Below are 16,180 nucleotides of genomic sequence, written 5' to 3'. Positions count from 1 at the left end.
CGGAGAAGGTCGTCCGCGCGGTTAGCGCGCGCGCCGCGTCAGCGGCAGTATGATCGGCTCGGTCGGTCGTTGAGGGCCGCTGGCGCGGCGAGGGCTGCGCCTCTGCGCCTCTGCGCCTCTGCGCGAACCTCTGCCTTCTTTGCGCCTTCGCGCCTTCGCGTGAAATCATGGTCATGCCAGCGCCGAATAGATCATCGTCTTGAGCTCGCGGCGGACCGGGTAGCGCATGGACGGGGTGAACTGAGTCATGAAGACCATGGAGATCCGCTCGACGGGATCGACGAAGAAGGCGGTCGAGAACATGCCGCCCCAATAATAGTCACCCACTGAGCCGGGGACGAGGGTCTTGGCGACATCCGTCGTGACGGCGAAGCCGAGGCCGAAGCCGGTGCCCGATAGGCTGGCTTCGTTGAACAGGCCGCGGGCGCAGCTAGTCAGGTCGCCACCGGTGGGCAGGTGGTTCATCGTCATCAGCGCGATGGTCTTGGGGCTGACGAGGCGCACGCCGTCCAGTTCGCCGCCGTTCAGGCAGAGCGTGGCGAAGCGGTGATAGTCGAGTGCCGAGGACACCAGGCCGCCGCCGCCCGAGAGGAGTCGAGGCTGGCGGGCCCAGGCAGAATCGGCGCCGGCATCGTAAATGAGGGGCTTGCCCGTCTTCTCGTCCACTGCCCAGCAATCGGCGAGGCGGTCGAGCTTTTCGGCGGGCACCTGGAAGAAGGTGTCGTGCATGCCGAGCGGGGAGAAGATGCGATCGTGGAAGAAGCGATCGAGCGTGGTGCCCGACACCCGCTCGATCACCGCGCCCAGCACATCGGTCGCGACCGAATAGGTCCAGGCGGTGCCGGGGGAGTATTCGAGCGGGAGCGTGCCGAGTTCGGCGATGAAGCCGTCCAGCGTGAGATTGTCGTGCCAGCGCTCCATGCGCGATTGCCGATAGGCGGCGTCGACGGGGGTCTGCTCCTGGAAGCCGTAGGTCAGGCCGGCCGTATGGCGCAGCAGGTCGACCATGCGCATCGGCTGGTCGGTGGGGCGGGTCTCGAACGGCGTGCCGTTGCCGCCACCGGCATAGACGCCAACGCCCTTCAGCTCGGGCAGAATGTGGTGGACGGGGGTGTCGAGCGCGACCTTCGCTTCCTCAACCAGCATCATGAAGGCGAGGCTGGTGATGGGCTTGGTCATCGAGGCGATGCGGAACAGCGTGCCTTCGTTCACCGGGGCACCGCCGTCGCGCCCCGGGCCCTGGTGCGAGAAGTGCACGATCTCGCCTTCGCGGGCGATCAGCAGCTGGGCGTGCGGGAAGCGGCCCGAGTCGAGATAGCGCTCACGCAGGAAGGCGTCGATGCGGGCGAGCCGTTCGGCGGAGAATCCGTAGCGTCCGAGCTGTGACTGCTGCATCCGTGGGGCATACCTCTTGTTCGAACCGAGCCTTGCACCTTCTTTCGGATGCTGCCCTCCTATTGCCTTGAGCCGCGCGGGAATCAACTCTAACCTTGTTGTCTGGCAAGGGACCGGAGAGTCCAAACCCGAAGTTCAGAAAACAATCGCTGGAGAGAGTGCTTGGCTCATGAACCGATCGTGCCGCTCGACCCCCAATGGCCGAAGCTGTCGCTTGCGCAGGCACAAGGCCTGCTGACCGCGCCTGGCGCGCCCTTCGAGATGGAAAGCGTGGACATCCGCGGAGTTCCGACGCGGGTGTGGAAGAACGCGCCGCCATCGCTTCGGATCATCGCCCAGCTGGTGCGGGCATATGGCGACCGTGACTTCACGGTGCATGAGGACGAGCGGGTCAGCTTCGAAGCCAATTACCGCGCAACCTGTCACATCGCGCGGCGGCTGGTGGAACTTGGCGTGGTGAAGGGCGACCGGGTCGCGCTGGCGATGCGCAACCTGCCCGAATGGCCGGCGATCTTCTTTGCCGCGGCCAGCATCGGCGCGATCGTGGTGCCACTCAACGCGTGGTGGACCGGAAGCGAGATCGACTATGCGATGAAGGACTCCGGGGCCAAGGTCCTGTTCGTCGATGGCGAGCGCGATGCGCGGCTGAAGGACTGCTATGACGACTGGCCGGCGCTGGAGGCGGTGGTGCTCAGCCGTGGCGCCGGTCCGGTGCGACTGGAGGACTGGCTGGGGGGCGCCAATGACTGGGCGGCGCTGGAGGATGTGGGCTTGCCTGAGGTGGAGGTGGTGCCCGAGGATGACGTCACCATCTTCTACACCAGCGGGACGACGGGCAATCCCAAGGGCGCGCTGGGCACGCACCGCAACCTGGTCACCAATGTGCTGTCGAGCGGCTATTGCGCGGCGCGAACCACGCTGCGGCGGGGTGAGACGCCGGCCTCGCCGCCCGAGCCCAAGCGCGGCTTGCTGGTGATCCCGCTGTTCCATGTCACTGCGTGCAGCGCCAGCCTGATGGGGTCGGTGGTGACGGGATCGACATTGTACTTCATGCGCAAGTGGGATGCGGTGCAGGCGATGGAGCTGATCCAGCGCGAGCGCATCCAGTTGACCGGCGGGGTGCCGACGATCGCCTGGCAGCTGCTGGAGCATCCCGAGCGCGAGCGGTACGACCTCTCCAGCCTGGAGAGCATCAGCTATGGCGGCGCGCCTTCGGCGCCGGAACTGGTGAAGCGCATCCGCGAGGAGTTCGGCGCGCTGCCCGGCAATGGCTGGGGCATGACCGAGACGATGGCAACCGTGACGCTGCACAGCGGCGAGGAATATCTGGCGCGGCCGACCAGCGCGGGGCCGCCGGTGCCGGTGGCGGACCTGAAGATCATGGACGTCGATGGAAGGACCGAACTTCCGGTCGGCGAAGTCGGCGAGCTGTGGGCGCGCGGGCCGATGGTCGTGAAGGGGTATTGGAACAAGCCCGAGGCGACGGCGGAGACCTTCGTCGATGGGTGGGTGCGGACCGGCGACCTCGCGCGGCTGGACGAGGAGGGGTATCTCTACATTGTCGACCGGGCCAAGGACATGGTGATCCGCGGCGGCGAGAACATCTATTCCTCCGAGGTGGAGAATGTCCTGTACGCGCATCCGGCGGTGACCGACTGTGCGCTGATCGGGTTGCCGCATCGGACCTGGGGCGAGGAGCCGGCGGCAGTGGTGCATCTGAAGCCCGGCGCGCAGGCGAGCGAAGCCGAACTGCAGGACTGGGTGCGCGCCCGGCTGGCGGCGTTCAAGGTGCCGGTGGCGATCCGCTTCGTGGACGACGTGCTGCCACGCAACGCGCAGGGCAAGATCCTGAAGCGCGAGCTGCACACGCTGTTCGCGCAGGAGGCGGCGGCTTAGGCGCGGCCCTGTTCGACGGTGCTTTTCCAATTTGCGCATCGGACAGGGCAGCCGGGATTACAGGCGGTGCAAATCGCGCTACGGTCCGCGTTCGCAAGGAGGAACGGTGGACGATCAATCGAGCGTGTTGGGCAGCGAAGCCGGCGAGGGGGGCGTGCCGCCATCGACGCCGCGCGAGCCGATCCTTTCTCCCGAACCGAAGGAAACCGTCGGCGACGGGCTGAAGCGCGACCGGCTGATGGCGTCGCTGACGCTGATCGCGGGTACCGGATTGCTGCTGGCGGTGCCCTTTGCATTGCAGGCGGGATCGGCCTTCTTCCTGCCGCTGACCGCCGCGATCGTGATCGCCATCGCACTGGTGCCGTTGCTCGAGTGGCTGGAGCGGCACCGCGCGCCCGCGCCGCTTGCTGCGTTCATCTGTGTGCTGATGTTCCTGATCGCGGCCAATGTCGCGCTGGCGTCGATCGTGGTGCCTGCGACCGAATGGGTCCGGGGCCTGCCCGACAAGATCCCGCAGATCCAAAGCAACCTGAAGCCGCTGATCGAGCTGTATGCGAGCGTCGACAAGTTCGTGAACCACACGCTGATGAACTTTGCGAACGAGCCGATCCGCAAGCCTGCGGTGATGGCGACCACGCCGCCGCGATCGTTGCTGGACCTGTTCGCGACCTCGGCACCCTCGGCGATCATCGAGAGCTTCTTTGCGATCCTGGTGATCTATTTCTTCCTGTCGGGCTGGACCCGGCTGCGGCGCAACGCGATCACCAGCCGATCCAGCTTTGGCGGTGCAATGGCGACCGCGCGCGTGATCCAGGATGTGGTGGACGATACCTCCGCCTATCTGGGGACGATCACGCTGATCAACGTGACGCTGGGCATGATCGTTTCGGCAGCGCTGTGGGCGATGGAGATGCCCAGCCCGCTGATGTGGGGTGGGATCGTCGCGCTGCTGAACTACATTCCTTATTTCGGGCCGATCTTTGCTGCGTTCCTGCTGGCGATGGGCGGGCTGATGACGTTCCCCGATCTCTGGTGGGCGCTGATGCCGGCGGTGATCATGGTGGGCGCGCACCTGATCGAGGCGAATGTGGTTACGCCGCTGATCGTCGGACACCGGCTGACGATCAGCCCGATCCTGATCCTGATCTCCTTGAGCTTTTGGGGGTGGGTGTGGGGCACCACCGGGGCGCTGCTGGCCGTGCCGCTGCTCATCATCATCCAGACGGTGCTGCGTGCCGCGGGCAAGCCCGACATTGCGGGATTCCTGTTCGAGCATGGCACGCTGGTGCAGGATCCGAGCGACGCGCGCGCGCAGTGGCGAAATAGTCGCGACCAATCCGGTTGACAGCCCAAAGAGGCGCGGCTAGTGCCCGCCTCCTCGCTTGGATCAAGCGGGTGTAGCTCAGTTGGTTAGAGCGCCGGCCTGTCACGCCGGAGGTCGCGGGTTCGAGCCCCGTCACTCGCGCCATCCTCTTCTTTCGGGAGAGGGCGGTGTTTGGTCCAAACTCCATCCTTGCCGACCTTGGCAGGCGTTCGCGCCACCCGGTCTGCATCGCTTGGGATATGCGGGTGTAGCTCAGTTGGTTAGAGCGCCGGCCTGTCACGCCGGAGGTCGCGGGTTCGAGCCCCGTCACTCGCGCCATGCGCATCCTGAGGATGCGGTGGCGTTTTATCTTCCCCCCACTGGTTTAGCGTTTTAGTTGGCTTTGATAGCCTGTTGCTGTGAGCGCCTGTTCGCCGGCGAAGGCCGGGATCCAGTTGCGATGTCTGTCGCGAGGGTGGGCTGCCATCACCGGGTCTGTTGCAGCTGGGCCCCGGCCTTCGCCGGGGAACTGATTAGCGAGCCTGGTTGAGTCGCATTGCGCTGAAGCCCTAGAGCGCGCGCCAGTGGCCGGTCTCCATCCAGCGCAGCAGCGGCTTGAGCGGGGCGATCCAGACGATTCCCAGCACGAGATATACCAGGCATTGGGCGAGGACCGGCAGAGCACCGATCTGCCCTGAAAAGCTGGCGACCAGAATCACCCAGACCAGGATGAGCGCCAGGATGGCAAACATGCCCACGGGCTTGCGCCAGCTGGCCTTTACCGTTCCGTGTGACACAGCATGCCCTTTTCGGTGATGATCGCCTCCAGCGGCACGTCCCAGATGTCGGCGGGGATCGCCGGCGCCTCTTGCACCGACCAGGCGACTCCGAGCCGCCACGCGTCGGGGTAGCGGGCAAAGGCGCGGTCGTAATGGCCGGCGCCCTGGCCGAGGCGGTTGAGGCGGGGATCGAAGCCGACGAGCGGGGTCAGGATGATGTCGGGTGCGACCTCGGCGCAATCGGACTGCGGCTGGCGCAGGCCATAGGGGCCGTCCGCCAGCGTGTCGCCGATGCTCCAGGCAAGGAAGCGGATCGGAGTCGCCCGGTTCACCACATGGGGCAGGGCGAGGGTGCAGCCCGCTTCCAGCGCGGCGGCGGCGAGCTGTGAGGGATCGGCTTCGCTGCCCATCGGGCAATAGCTGGCGACGACTAGGCCGGGGCGCAGCCGCGCGACATAGCTGTCGGGCGCGGTGATCGCCTGACTGGTCTCGCTCGCGAACTGGTCGCGCGCGGCGCGGAGCCGGGCGCGAAGCACCGGTTTCTCAACCGTCATGAAGGGGGTGGCGGGACCGCCATGGTCGTTTGCCAGAATATCCTCCGACGCCCGTTACGTCAGGTGGGAACCATGTGTCGCAGACCAGGATCTGCACAGGGACAGCTCCCATGGAAGATGAATAGCCTCAGGGATATGCCACGGCTCGTGCCGGGCAGTTCCCGCCATGGAGGTATGTAGGAGATTGGGGGGCGGGGCGCAACGGGCATGCGCTAAAAGCGTGGGGAGCAGGCAGCCTGGCGTCCTTCGTCATCCCGGCCTTGGAACCGGCAGAAGAAGAAGCGGGATCCCGGCTCAAGACCGGGATGACGTGAGTTTAACGGCAGGCTTGAGAGACGCTCAGGTAGCGGCGTCTTCTTCCAGGGCTGCGGCGACGGCCTCAAGGCGGTCGGCGATCTGGTCGAGCAGCGCGGTGGGCGCGGCGGCCGTCGACGGGGAGGGTGCCTCGTTCGCTTCGTCGAGCAAGTCGGCGAGGATCAGCGCGAGATAGACCAGCGTACGCTCTGCACTCATCCCGCCCGAGGCGCGCTGGGCTGCCGGGGAATGCTTTTGCAGCATCTTTTCCAAATGGCGCAGATGCGCTTCATCGCCGTCGCGCGCGGCGACGACATAGCTGCGGCCGGCGATGGTGAGGGTGATATCGGCCATCAGCCCTGATCCCCGCCGGCGGACTCGCGGGCGAGCAGCGCGTCCATGGAGACGAGCGCGTCCTCCACCTTGGCGCGCAACCGAGCATGCCGCAGGCGCAGGCGTTGTTCGGCATGGGTACGGGCGGTTGCCGCGGCTTCGATTCGGGCAAGCGCCTGTTCGATGCGGTCTGCTGGTGTTTCGGGCATCACTGATACGGGGATAGGTATTGCCCGGGAGGGCGGCAAGTCCCCGCTTGTTTCGATTGCGGCGAGCCGGTTGACGCGCGGGCGCATGCGGACCAAAGGCGTGCGCGACCAACCAAGGGGAGTTTCGATGGCTGCGTCCTTCACCGACTGCGCGAATGCGATCCGCGCACTCGCCATGGATGCTGTGGAGGCCGCGAACTCGGGTCATCCCGGCATGCCGATGGGCATGGCGGATGTCGCCACCGTGCTGTTCCAGCGATACCTGAAGTTCGATCCCGCCGCGCCGAAATGGGCGGACCGCGACCGCTTCGTGCTGTCGGCCGGGCATGGATCGATGCTGCTCTATTCGGTGCTGCACCTGACCGGCTATGCCAAGCCGACGCTGGAGGACATCAAGCGCTTCCGCCAGGTCGGCAGCCCCTGCGCGGGCCATCCTGAGAATTTCGAGATGCCAGGCGTTGAGGCGACCACCGGTCCGCTGGGCCAGGGCCTGGCGATGGGTGTCGGCATGGCAATGGCCGAGCGGCACCTGAATGCCGTGTTCGGCGACGACCTGGTCGATCACCGCACCTGGGTGATCGCCGGCGACGGCTGCCTGATGGAAGGCATCAACCATGAGGCGATCGGGCTTGCCGGGCACCTGAAGCTCGACCGACTGATCGTGCTGTGGGACGACAACAAGATCACCATCGACGGTTCGGTCTCGCTGTCGTCGAGCGAGGACATTCCCGCGCGCTATGAGGCGACCGGCTGGCATGTCGTCGAGTGCGACGGACATGACGAACTGGATATCGTCGCGGCGATCGAGGAATCGCTGTCGGACGATCGGCCGTCGCTGATCCGCTGCCGCACGATCATCGGCAAGGGTTCGCCCAACAAGCAGGGCACGTCCAAGTCGCACGGATCGCCGCTGGGCAAGGACGAAGTGACGCTGGCGCGTGAGGCGCTGGGCTGGAACCATCCAGCGTTCGAGATCCCTGCCGACATCCGCGAGACCTGGCTGGAAGCCGGCAAGCGCGGCACGCAGTCGCACGCCGATTGGGCGAAGCGGCTGGAAGCGCATCCCGACCGGATCGGCTTCGAGGGCCGCGACGATGTGCCCGCCGACCTGTTGCGGCCGTATGTCGAGCAACTGCTGGCCAATCCGCAGAAGGTGGCGACCCGCAAGGCTTCCGAAATGGCGCTGGAGGTGGTCAATGCGCTGGTGCCCGCGACCATCGGCGGCTCTGCCGACCTTACCGGCTCGAACAATACGCTGACCAAGAACCTGCACGCGCTGACGGCAGCGACCTATGACGGGCGCTATGTCTATTACGGCATCCGCGAGTTCGGCATGGCCGCGGCGATGAACGGCATGGCGCTGCACGGGGGCGTGATCCCCTATGGCGGCACCTTCCTGGTCTTCTCCGACTACATGCGCGCGGGCATCCGCCTGTCGGCATTGCAGCAGGCGCGGGTCGTTTATGTGATGACGCATGATTCGATCGGGCTTGGCGAGGATGGGCCGACCCACCAGCCGATCGAGCATGTCATGAGCCTGCGGATGATCCCGAACCTGCATGTCTATCGCCCGTGCGACACGGTCGAGACGGCGGAGTGCTGGGAACTGGCGCTGTCGAACAGCGACGGCCCGTCGCTGCTGGCGCTCAGCCGGCAGAACCTGCCGCAGCTGCGCACCGAGGCCGCCGAGAACCGCACCGCACGCGGCGCCTATGCGCTGCGCGAGGCCGAGGCGCCGCGCAAAGTGGTGCTGATCGCCACCGGCTCCGAAGTCGAGATCGCCGTCGCCGTGCGTGACGAACTGGAAGCCCAGGGGGTTGGCGCCGACGTGGTGTCGATGCCGTGCTGGGAGCGCTTCGAGATGCAGGACGCGGACTATCGCCGCGACATCATCCCCGCCGACGCGCTCAAGGTGTCGATCGAGGCGGGCTCCACCTTCGGGTGGGAGCGCTACACCGATATCGAAGGGCTGCGCTTCGGCGTCGATGTGTTCGGCGCGTCGGGTCCCTATCTGGGGCTGTATGAACAATTCGGGCTGACGGTCGGGTCGATCGTGCCCAAGATCCTCGCCAAGTTGAACGGAGAACAGGCATGACGAAGGTTGCGATCAACGGGTTCGGACGCATCGGCCGGCTGGTGGCGCGTGCCATCCTAGAGCGGCCCGAGAGCGGCCTTGAGCTGGTGACGATCAACGATCTGGCCGATGCCAAGTCCAACGCCTGGCTGTTCAGCCGCGACAGCGTGCACGGCAAATATCCCGGCACCGTCACCGCCGAGGGCGACGACCTGGTGATCGACGGCAAGCGCATCAAGGTGACCAAGGAGCGCGACCCCGCCAACCTGCCGCACGCCGAGAACGGCGTCGAGCTGGTGCTGGAGTGCACCGGTTTCTTCACCACCCGCGACGATGCGCAGAAGCATATCGATGCCGGCGCGAAGAAGGTGCTGATTTCGGCTCCGGGCAAGAATGTCGACCTGACCGTCGTGTACGGCGTCAACCACGACAAGCTGGAAGCAGGCCACACGATCGTGTCGAACGCATCGTGCACCACCAACTGCCTGGCGCCGGTCGCCAAGGTGCTGAACGACGCGATCGGCATCGAGCGCGGGCTGATGACCACCGTTCACGCCTATACCAACGACCAGAAGATCCTTGACCAGATCCATCCGGACCTGCGTCGCGCGCGCGCCGCGGCGATGAACATCATCCCGACCACGACCGGCGCCGCCCGCGCGGTGGGTGAAGTGCTGCCCGAATTGAAGGGCAAGCTCGACGGCTCGGCGATCCGCGTCCCCGTTCCCGACGGCAGCCTTGTCGACCTGACCTTCACGCCCAAGCGCGACGTGACGCGCGACGAAGTGAACGCGATCCTCAAGGCCGCATCCGAGGACGGTCCGCTCAAGGGCATCCTGGTCTATTCGGACGAGCCGCTGGTCTCGATCGACATCGTCCACACCCCGGCATCGTCGACCGTCGACAGCCTGGAGACCGCAGTGATCGACGGCAAGCTGGTGCGCGTCGTCAGCTGGTACGACAATGAATGGGGCTTCTCGAACCGGATGGTCGACACCGCCGGCGCGATGGCGAAGCTTTCGTAATACCGTCCTCCGGCGAGAAGAGAGTAACATGGCGCGGAACTTCAAGACGCTCGACGACACGGGCGACGTCACTGGCAAGCGGGTTCTGGTTCGTGAGGACCTGAACGTGCCGATGACGGGCGGTGCGGTGAGCGACGACACGAGATTGCGCGCCGCGGTGCAGACGGTGGCGGAGCTGTCGGACAAGGGCGCCATCGTGCTGGTGCTGGCCCATTTCGGCCGGCCCAAGGCGCCGACGCCCGACCTGTCGCTGGCGCAGCTCACCAAGCCGTTCAGCGACGTGCTCGGCCGGGCGGTGCGCTACATCGACTGGGAAGGCGATGCGGAGAATGTCGCGACGCTTCAGCCCGGCGATGTCGCGCTGCTGGAGAATACCCGCTTCTTCGGCGGGGAGGAAAAGAACGATCCGGCAGTGGTCGAGCGCTTCGCGGCGCTCGGCGACCTGTACGTCAACGACGCCTTTTCCGCCGCGCACCGCGCCCATGCTTCGACCGAGGGGCTGGCGCGCCGGCTGCCGGCGTTTGCCGGGCGGCAGATGGAGGCCGAACTCGACGCGCTCGACAAGGCGCTTGGCAATCCCGAGCATCCGGTGGCGGCGGTAGTCGGCGGCGCCAAGGTGTCGACCAAGCTCGACGTGCTCAAGCATCTGGTGGCGCAGGTCGATCACCTGATCATCGGCGGCGGCATGGCCAACACCTTCCTCGCCGCGCGCGGAGTGAATGTCGGCAAGTCGCTGTGCGAGCATGACCTGACCGATACCGCCGAGGCGATCCTCGACGCGGCCGACAAGGCGAACTGCACGGTGCATCTGCCGTATGACGTGGTGGTGGCCAAGGAGTTCGCCGCCAATCCGCCGAGCCTGCGCACCTGCAACGTCCATGAGGTCGCGGCGGACGAGATGATCCTGGACGTCGGCCCGGCGGCGACCGAGGCGCTGGCCGACGTGCTTAAGACCTGCAAGACCCTGGTGTGGAACGGGCCGCTGGGAGCCTTCGAGACTGAACCGTTCGACGCGGCCACGGTGGCGCTGGCGCGGACCGCGGGGGCGCTGACCACTGAGGGGTCGCTGGTGTCGGTTGCCGGGGGCGGGGACACCGTCGCGGCGCTGAACCAGGCGGGCGTGGCGGACCAGTTCAGCTTTGTGTCGACTGCGGGTGGCGCCTTCCTGGAGTGGATGGAAGGCAAGGCACTGCCTGGCGTGGCTGTGCTTACGCGCTGAGGACTGCTGCATGGTTCCCCGGCGAAGGCCGGGGCCCAGCTACCATGTTGTTGGCGAGGGCGACCTTCGCTCGCCGGGTTCATTGCGGCTGGGCCCCGGCCTTCGCCGGGGAACTGGTTGCGCTTAGCGCGCCGGACGAACATCGCGAACGCCGCGCTTAACAGCGCACCGCCACCCCCACCGTCATCCCGGCTTTGAGCCGGGATCCCGCTTCTTCTTCTGTTAGCAAAAAGGCAGCGGAACCCCGGCTCAAGGCCGGGGTGACGAAGAAGAGGTGAGCCGTCCCAATTCGCTGTGATGGGAGGGAGGCCCGTCTCCGTACTAATGGCGCTTCCGATCGAATACCGCGAACACCGCAAGCAGCAGTGCGCCGATGCCCGCGCCGATCCAGGCGGTGAGCGGCCAGCCGCCCCGGGCGTAGCTCGCGGTCGCGGTGACCGAGCCGAGCGCGCCGACCATGAAGACGATCGTCATGTAGATCGCGTTGATCCGGCCCCGCGCGGCGGGATCGAGGCTGAAGATGATGCGCTGGCCCGAGATCTGGTTGAGCTGCACGGCGGCGTCGATCAGCACGGCGGTGACGGCGAAAGCGATCACGCTGCCGACTGCCACGGTCCAGTCGGCGGCGAGGAACGACACTGCAAGCAGCGCCATCGATCCCCCGGTGACTAGGCGCGCCTTGCCGCGATCCGCCAGACTGCCGGCGATCGGCGCGGCGAGCGCGCCGCCAGCACCTGCGAGCGCGAACAAGGCGATGCCGCCATGGCCGAGCCCGAAGCGGTGGATCAGCACCAGCGGTGCGGCGGTCCAGAACAGGTTGAAGGCGAGGAACAGCAGCGCTTGGTAAAAGGCGCGCAGGCGCAGCTGGGGATGGCAGCGCAGCAGGTCGAAGAGCGAGCGCAGGATGGCGCCATAATGCAGCCCGCTATCGGGGCGCCGGCTGGGCAGCCAGAACAGCAGCGCGGCGCCGGTGAGCGCCATGAAGCCGGCGGAACTGAGGAACACCGCGCGCCAGCCGGCGAGGTCCGCGACGAAGCTGGCATAGGGCCGCGACAGCATGATGCCGGTGAGCAACCCGCTCATCACTAGGCCGATGGTGCGGCCCTGGCGCGCTTCGCTGCTGAGCCCGGCAGCGAGCGGCACCAGGATCTGCGCGCCGACCGAGCAGAGCCCGGTGAGCAGCGACGCCGCCAGGAACAGCGCCGGGCTGGTCGCGGCTGCCACGCCCAGCGCACCCAGCGTCGCGCCTGCAGTGGCGAGGAGGATCAGCCGCTTGTTCTCGAACAGGTCCGACAGCGGCACGAGAAGCGCAAGCCCGGCGCCATAACCAAGTTGCGTCAGCGTGACGATGGCGCCCGCGAGCCAAGGCGATAGCCCGATTTCCGGCCCGATCGCGTCGATCAGGGTCTGGGCATAATAGAGGTTGGCGACCATCAGCCCGCAGGCGACGGCCATGAGCACTGTCGTGCCGGGCCCGAGATCATGGGAATCTGAAGTGCGCATCGTCGCGCCTGAAGCCGAGCGATACCGCTTGTGCAAGCCGAAAGGGCAGTTCGCGACAATCTTTGTTGCACCGCGGAACGGAGGCGCTTCGGCTGCATTCCTCAAGAGACGGGACGCTGCCGCAACGAATTTCCGCAGCGTCAGCGTTGTCAGCGGTTTTGCCTTTGAAAGCCGTGCGATAGAGGCCCGTCATCGGCCACCAAAGACTTGGGGACACCATGAGCATCACGCCTGCCGTCAAAGCCATCCTCGCCAACTACGAGTCCGACAATCCGGGCGTGAAGGCGAACCTTGCCCGCATCCTGATGCAGGGGCGGCTGGGGGGAACCGGCAAGCTGATCATCCTGCCGGTGGACCAGGGCTTCGAGCATGGGCCTGCGCGCAGCTTCGCGATCAATCCCGAAGCCTATGATCCCCATTATCACTTCCAGCTCGCGATCGACGCCGGCCTGTCGGCCTATGCCGCGCCGCTGGGCATGCTGGAGGCCGGCGCCGACACCTTTGCCGGGCAGATCCCGACGATCCTGAAGGTCAACAGCTCGAACAGCTGGGCAACCTCGATCAGCCAGGCGCAGACCGGCAGCGTCGAGGACGCGCTGCGGCTCGGCTGTTCGGCGATCGGCTTCACCATCTATCCGGGCTCCGACGGCATCTTCGACGCGATGGAGCAGATCGCGGCGCTTTCCGCCGAGGCCAAGTCGGTCGGCATCGCCACGGTGATCTGGTCGTATCCGCGCGGTGGCGACCTTTCAAAGAAGGGGGAGCTCGCGCTCGACGTCGGCGCCTATGCCGCGCACATGGCGGCGCTGCTGGGCGCGCACATCATCAAGGTGAAGCTGCCGAGCGACCATATCGAGCAGGGCGACGCGCAGAAGTCCTATGAAGGCACCGACTGGTCGGCGCAGTCGGACCGCGTGAAGCATGTCGTGCAGAGCTGCTTCAACGGGCGCCGCATTGTGGTGTTCTCGGGCGGCGCGGCCAAGGGCGAGGACGCGGTGTACCAGGACGCGCGCGACATTCGCGACGGCGGCGGCAACGGATCGATCATCGGCCGCAACACCTTCCAGCGCCCGCGCGCCGAGGCTGTGGCGATGCTCGACAAGCTGATCCGCATCTACAAGAACGAGGAATAAGGCTCGGCCGCGACAAGCGGCCGAGTGAGGGGATGACCATGCGAGCGGCGGCAGCGGGCAGAGACTCGCGCCGCCGCTTCTGCTATCGGCCGCGGCTTCCATTCACCGGGAAGTGTGTGTGACTGAAGTATCGATGCCGATCCGCGTGGCTGCGCTGTATCGGTTCACTGCGTTTGAGGATTGCGCGGCGATCCAGGCGCCGCTGGCCAAGCTGTGCTGCGCGTTGGGCGTGAAGGGCACGCTGATCCTGGCGCCTGAAGGCATAAACGGTACCATCGCGGGCACCGACGACGCGATCGAGGCGGTGTTGGCGCATATCCGCGCGCTGCCGGGCTGCGACGCGCTGGACGTCAAGTTTTCGCGCGCGCCGGCAATGCCGTTCGACCGGATGAAGGTGCGGATCAAGCGCGAGATCGTTACCATGGGCCAGCCCGACATCGATCCGCTCGACACCGGCGCCTATGTCGCGGCGGAGGAGTGGAACGCGCTGATCGATGCCGACGACACGATCGTGATCGACACGCGCAACGCATATGAAGTGGCGCTGGGCACCTTCAAGGGCGCCATCGATCCAGGCACGCGCAGCTTCCGCGACTTTCCCGAATGGTTTCGCGAGAACCGGGCGACGTTCGAGCGGGATGGACGCATGCCAAAGGTGGCGATGTTCTGCACCGGCGGGATCCGCTGCGAAAAGTCGACTGCGTTCCTGAAGGCCGAGGGCGTGCCGGACGTGTTCCACCTGAAGGGCGGCATCCTCTCCTATCTGGAGCATGTGCCGGCGGAACAGAGCCGCTGGGACGGTGAGTGTTTCGTGTTCGACCAGCGGGTTACGGTGAAGCACGGGCTGGAGCCGGGGGCCGGTCGGCTGTGTCGGAAGTGCAATATGCCGGTTGAAGGGGACGTTTGCGAGCGGTGTGGCGGCTAACGAATAGAGGCTAATCCTCCCCTGCAAGGGGATGATTGAGCTGCCGGATCATCGCCTTGAGCGTCTGGGCATCGTGAATGGCGTGGGCGTCGATGTCGTTGTTGAAATACGCCCAGACTTCGCGCCCGCCACGCGCCTCCGCCACCATCCAGTCGGCCCAGGCGAGCAGGCGCTCGTCCGAATAGCGGCCCCAATATTTCCCCTCGCCGCCATGGAAGCGAACATAGGCGATCGGCCCCACGGCCAGAGCCGGGCTCTGCAACTCTGGCATGTCGTGCGCGCAGAAGCTGGCGCCGTGCCGCTCCAACAGCGCAAACACCTCGTCGATGTACCAGCTCTTGTCGCGAAACTCGAAGACGTTGGTCACGTCCTTGGGGGCGAGTTGCAGGAAGCTGTCGAGCCGCTCCAGGTTCAGCCGGAAACGGGGCGGCAACTGATATAGGATGGGGCCGAGCGTCTGCCCCAGATGGCGGATTGCCGGCATCATCCGCTCCAGCGGCTCCTCGCAATCCTTCAGCTTCTTGGCCTGAGTGAGGAAGCGGTTGGCCTTTACCGCATAGCGGAAGCCGCCTGGCGCCTGCGCCGCCCAGGCGTCGAACGTCTCGGGCTTGGGCAGGCGATAGAAGCTGTTGTTGATCTCGACCGTGTCGAAATGCTCGGCATAGAAGGCGAACCAGTTCTTGACCGCAAGCCTGTCGGGGTAGAAGCGGCCACGCCAATGCGGGTAGATCCAGCCGGAGCACCCGATATGAATTGCCGCGCACCCGGAGCCTTGCATGAACGATCCTGAAATTGTCGACCTGGACGAAGAGAACGCGCTGGCGGGCTTTGCGGACAATTTCGTGCGCGACAGCCGGCGCCCCGCGTGCCAGCTCTACCTGATCTCGCCGCTCGACGTTAGCGGGGCGTTCCCGGATCGGCTGGCGCGGGCACTGGATGCCGGGCCGGCGGCGGCGTTTCAGTTCCGCGTGAAGGATGTCGACCAGCATGAAGCAGCGCGGCTCGCCGAGCCGTTGCAGCGCATTTGCGCCGATCGCGACGTAGCGTTCATCGTCAATGACAGCATCAGCCTTGCCAAGCGGCTGGGCGCGGACGGCGTGCACCTTGGGCAGGAAGACGGCGACCCCCGCGAAGCGCGCTCAGTCCTCGGGCCCTCGGCGCAGGTCGGGGTGACCTGCCACGGCAGCCGTCACCTGGCGATGGAGGCCGGCGAGGCGGGAGCGGATTATGTCGCGTTCGGCGCTTTCTATCCGACCACGACCAAGGAAGCTCGGCACCGGGCCGAGCCGCCGATTCTCAGCTGGTGGACGACCGTGTTCGAAATCCCCTGCGTGGCGATCGGTGGGATTACGCCGGGCAATGCCGCGCCGCTGATCGCGGCGGGCGCGGACTTCATTGCCGCGTGCGGCGCGGTTTGGGGCGGGGATGAAGTGGCAGCGATGCAGGCGTTTGCCGAGGTGCTGAAGGGCTGAGGAAACAAAGCCGCGTGCCGCATCGTTCTTCCGGCTGACATAGGTTGGTCGGGAGTATCGCGTGCG

At 66.2% G+C, this 16,180-nt stretch carries 15 protein-coding genes and 2 tRNA genes; 10 read left to right on the top strand and 7 right to left on the bottom strand.

Annotation, left to right across the window (positions count from 1 at the left end):
• Window positions 1–171: 171 nt before the first annotated feature.
• Window positions 172–1,395 (bottom strand): serine hydrolase domain-containing protein, encoded by a 1,224-nt coding sequence (locus LQ953_RS07120; RefSeq protein WP_231030031.1) that lies wholly within the window; start codon window positions 1,393–1,395, stop codon window positions 172–174.
• 162 nt (window positions 1,396–1,557) lie between these two features.
• Here LQ953_RS07120 and LQ953_RS07115 point away from each other — a divergent pair, with 162 nt between their 5' ends.
• The 4 genes from LQ953_RS07115 to LQ953_RS07100 all read left to right on the top strand — a co-directional run bounded on the left by LQ953_RS07115 (window position 1,558) and on the right by LQ953_RS07100 (window position 4,933).
• Window positions 1,558–3,291 carry a class I adenylate-forming enzyme family protein gene (locus LQ953_RS07115; RefSeq protein WP_231030030.1) on the top strand — a complete coding sequence of 578 codons (1,734 nt, stop codon included), beginning with the start codon at window positions 1,558–1,560 and terminating at the stop codon, window positions 3,289–3,291.
• Window positions 3,292–3,397: 106 nt separating this feature from the next.
• On the top strand, window positions 3,398–4,636 hold the full coding sequence (locus LQ953_RS07110; protein WP_443026554.1) for an AI-2E family transporter: 1,239 nt from the start codon (window positions 3,398–3,400) through the stop codon (window positions 4,634–4,636).
• A gap of 46 nt (window positions 4,637–4,682) precedes the next feature.
• Window positions 4,683–4,759 (top strand) — tRNA-Asp (locus tag LQ953_RS07105).
• 97 nt (window positions 4,760–4,856) lie between these two features.
• Window positions 4,857–4,933, top strand: a tRNA-Asp gene (locus LQ953_RS07100).
• Between the two features lie 230 nt (window positions 4,934–5,163).
• Here LQ953_RS07100 and LQ953_RS07095 read toward each other — a convergent pair.
• From LQ953_RS07095 to LQ953_RS07080, 4 genes are all read right to left on the bottom strand, one after another.
• On the bottom strand, window positions 5,164–5,391 hold the full coding sequence (locus LQ953_RS07095; RefSeq protein ID WP_330999393.1) for a DUF2842 domain-containing protein: 228 nt from the start codon (window positions 5,389–5,391) through the stop codon (window positions 5,164–5,166).
• Window positions 5,373–5,927 carry a 5-formyltetrahydrofolate cyclo-ligase gene (locus LQ953_RS07090; RefSeq protein WP_231030029.1) on the bottom strand — a complete coding sequence of 185 codons (555 nt, stop codon included), beginning with the start codon at window positions 5,925–5,927 and terminating at the stop codon, window positions 5,373–5,375. The genes LQ953_RS07095 and LQ953_RS07090 overlap by 19 nt, the downstream gene beginning before the upstream one ends.
• A gap of 339 nt (window positions 5,928–6,266) precedes the next feature.
• Window positions 6,267–6,575, bottom strand: a complete 309-nt coding sequence (locus LQ953_RS07085; protein ID WP_231030028.1) for a cell division protein ZapA — start codon at window positions 6,573–6,575, stop codon at window positions 6,267–6,269.
• The gene (locus tag LQ953_RS07080; RefSeq protein ID WP_231030027.1) at window positions 6,575–6,763 is read right to left on the bottom strand and encodes a hypothetical protein; all 189 of its coding nucleotides are present in this window, start codon (window positions 6,761–6,763) and stop codon (window positions 6,575–6,577) included. The genes LQ953_RS07085 and LQ953_RS07080 overlap by 1 nt, the downstream gene beginning before the upstream one ends.
• Window positions 6,764–6,890: 127 nt before the next feature.
• Between LQ953_RS07080 and tkt the strand changes: the two genes are divergently transcribed.
• The 3 genes from tkt to LQ953_RS07065 are packed head-to-tail and all read left to right on the top strand — an operon-like array spanning window position 6,891 to window position 11,081.
• Entirely contained in the window at window positions 6,891–8,858 is a 1,968-nt protein-coding gene (gene tkt / locus LQ953_RS07075) for a transketolase (protein ID WP_231030026.1), read from the top strand.
• Window positions 8,855–9,862, top strand: a complete 1,008-nt coding sequence (gene gap, locus LQ953_RS07070) for a type I glyceraldehyde-3-phosphate dehydrogenase (RefSeq protein WP_231030025.1) — start codon at window positions 8,855–8,857, stop codon at window positions 9,860–9,862. Before tkt ends, gap begins: the two co-directional genes overlap by 4 nt.
• 28 nt (window positions 9,863–9,890) lie before the next feature.
• Entirely contained in the window at window positions 9,891–11,081 is a 1,191-nt protein-coding gene (locus tag LQ953_RS07065; protein WP_231030024.1) for a phosphoglycerate kinase, read from the top strand.
• Window positions 11,082–11,402: 321 nt separating this feature from the next.
• Here the strand turns inward: LQ953_RS07065 and LQ953_RS07060 are convergent, their stop codons facing one another.
• A complete protein-coding gene (locus tag LQ953_RS07060; protein ID WP_231030023.1) occupies window positions 11,403–12,584 on the bottom strand; it encodes an MFS transporter in 1,182 nt (393 codons plus the stop codon).
• A 218-nt stretch (window positions 12,585–12,802) separates the two neighbouring features.
• Between LQ953_RS07060 and LQ953_RS07055 the strand changes: the two genes are divergently transcribed.
• A complete protein-coding gene (locus LQ953_RS07055) occupies window positions 12,803–13,717 on the top strand; it encodes a class I fructose-bisphosphate aldolase (protein ID WP_231030022.1) in 915 nt (304 codons plus the stop codon).
• A gap of 133 nt (window positions 13,718–13,850) precedes the next feature.
• The gene (trhO, locus tag LQ953_RS07050) at window positions 13,851–14,642 is read left to right on the top strand and encodes an oxygen-dependent tRNA uridine(34) hydroxylase TrhO (RefSeq protein WP_269141366.1); all 792 of its coding nucleotides are present in this window, start codon (window positions 13,851–13,853) and stop codon (window positions 14,640–14,642) included.
• A 10-nt stretch (window positions 14,643–14,652) separates the two neighbouring features.
• Here the strand turns inward: trhO and LQ953_RS07045 are convergent, their stop codons facing one another.
• Window positions 14,653–15,420 carry a DUF72 domain-containing protein gene (locus tag LQ953_RS07045; RefSeq protein ID WP_231030020.1) on the bottom strand — a complete coding sequence of 256 codons (768 nt, stop codon included), beginning with the start codon at window positions 15,418–15,420 and terminating at the stop codon, window positions 14,653–14,655.
• Between LQ953_RS07045 and thiE the strand changes: the two genes are divergently transcribed.
• The gene (thiE, locus tag LQ953_RS07040; RefSeq protein WP_231030019.1) at window positions 15,419–16,114 is read left to right on the top strand and encodes a thiamine phosphate synthase; all 696 of its coding nucleotides are present in this window, start codon (window positions 15,419–15,421) and stop codon (window positions 16,112–16,114) included. The two genes, LQ953_RS07045 and thiE, sit on opposite strands and share 2 nt — an antisense overlap.
• Window positions 16,115–16,180 lie beyond the last annotated feature (66 nt).

Source organism: Sphingomonas sp. IC-56 (assembly GCF_021043375.1).
In the GTDB taxonomy this organism is placed as follows: Bacteria; Pseudomonadota; Alphaproteobacteria; order Sphingomonadales; family Sphingomonadaceae; genus Sphingomonas.
Note: the sequence above shows the minus strand (reverse complement) of the source record. Positions and strands in the feature narration are given on the sequence as shown.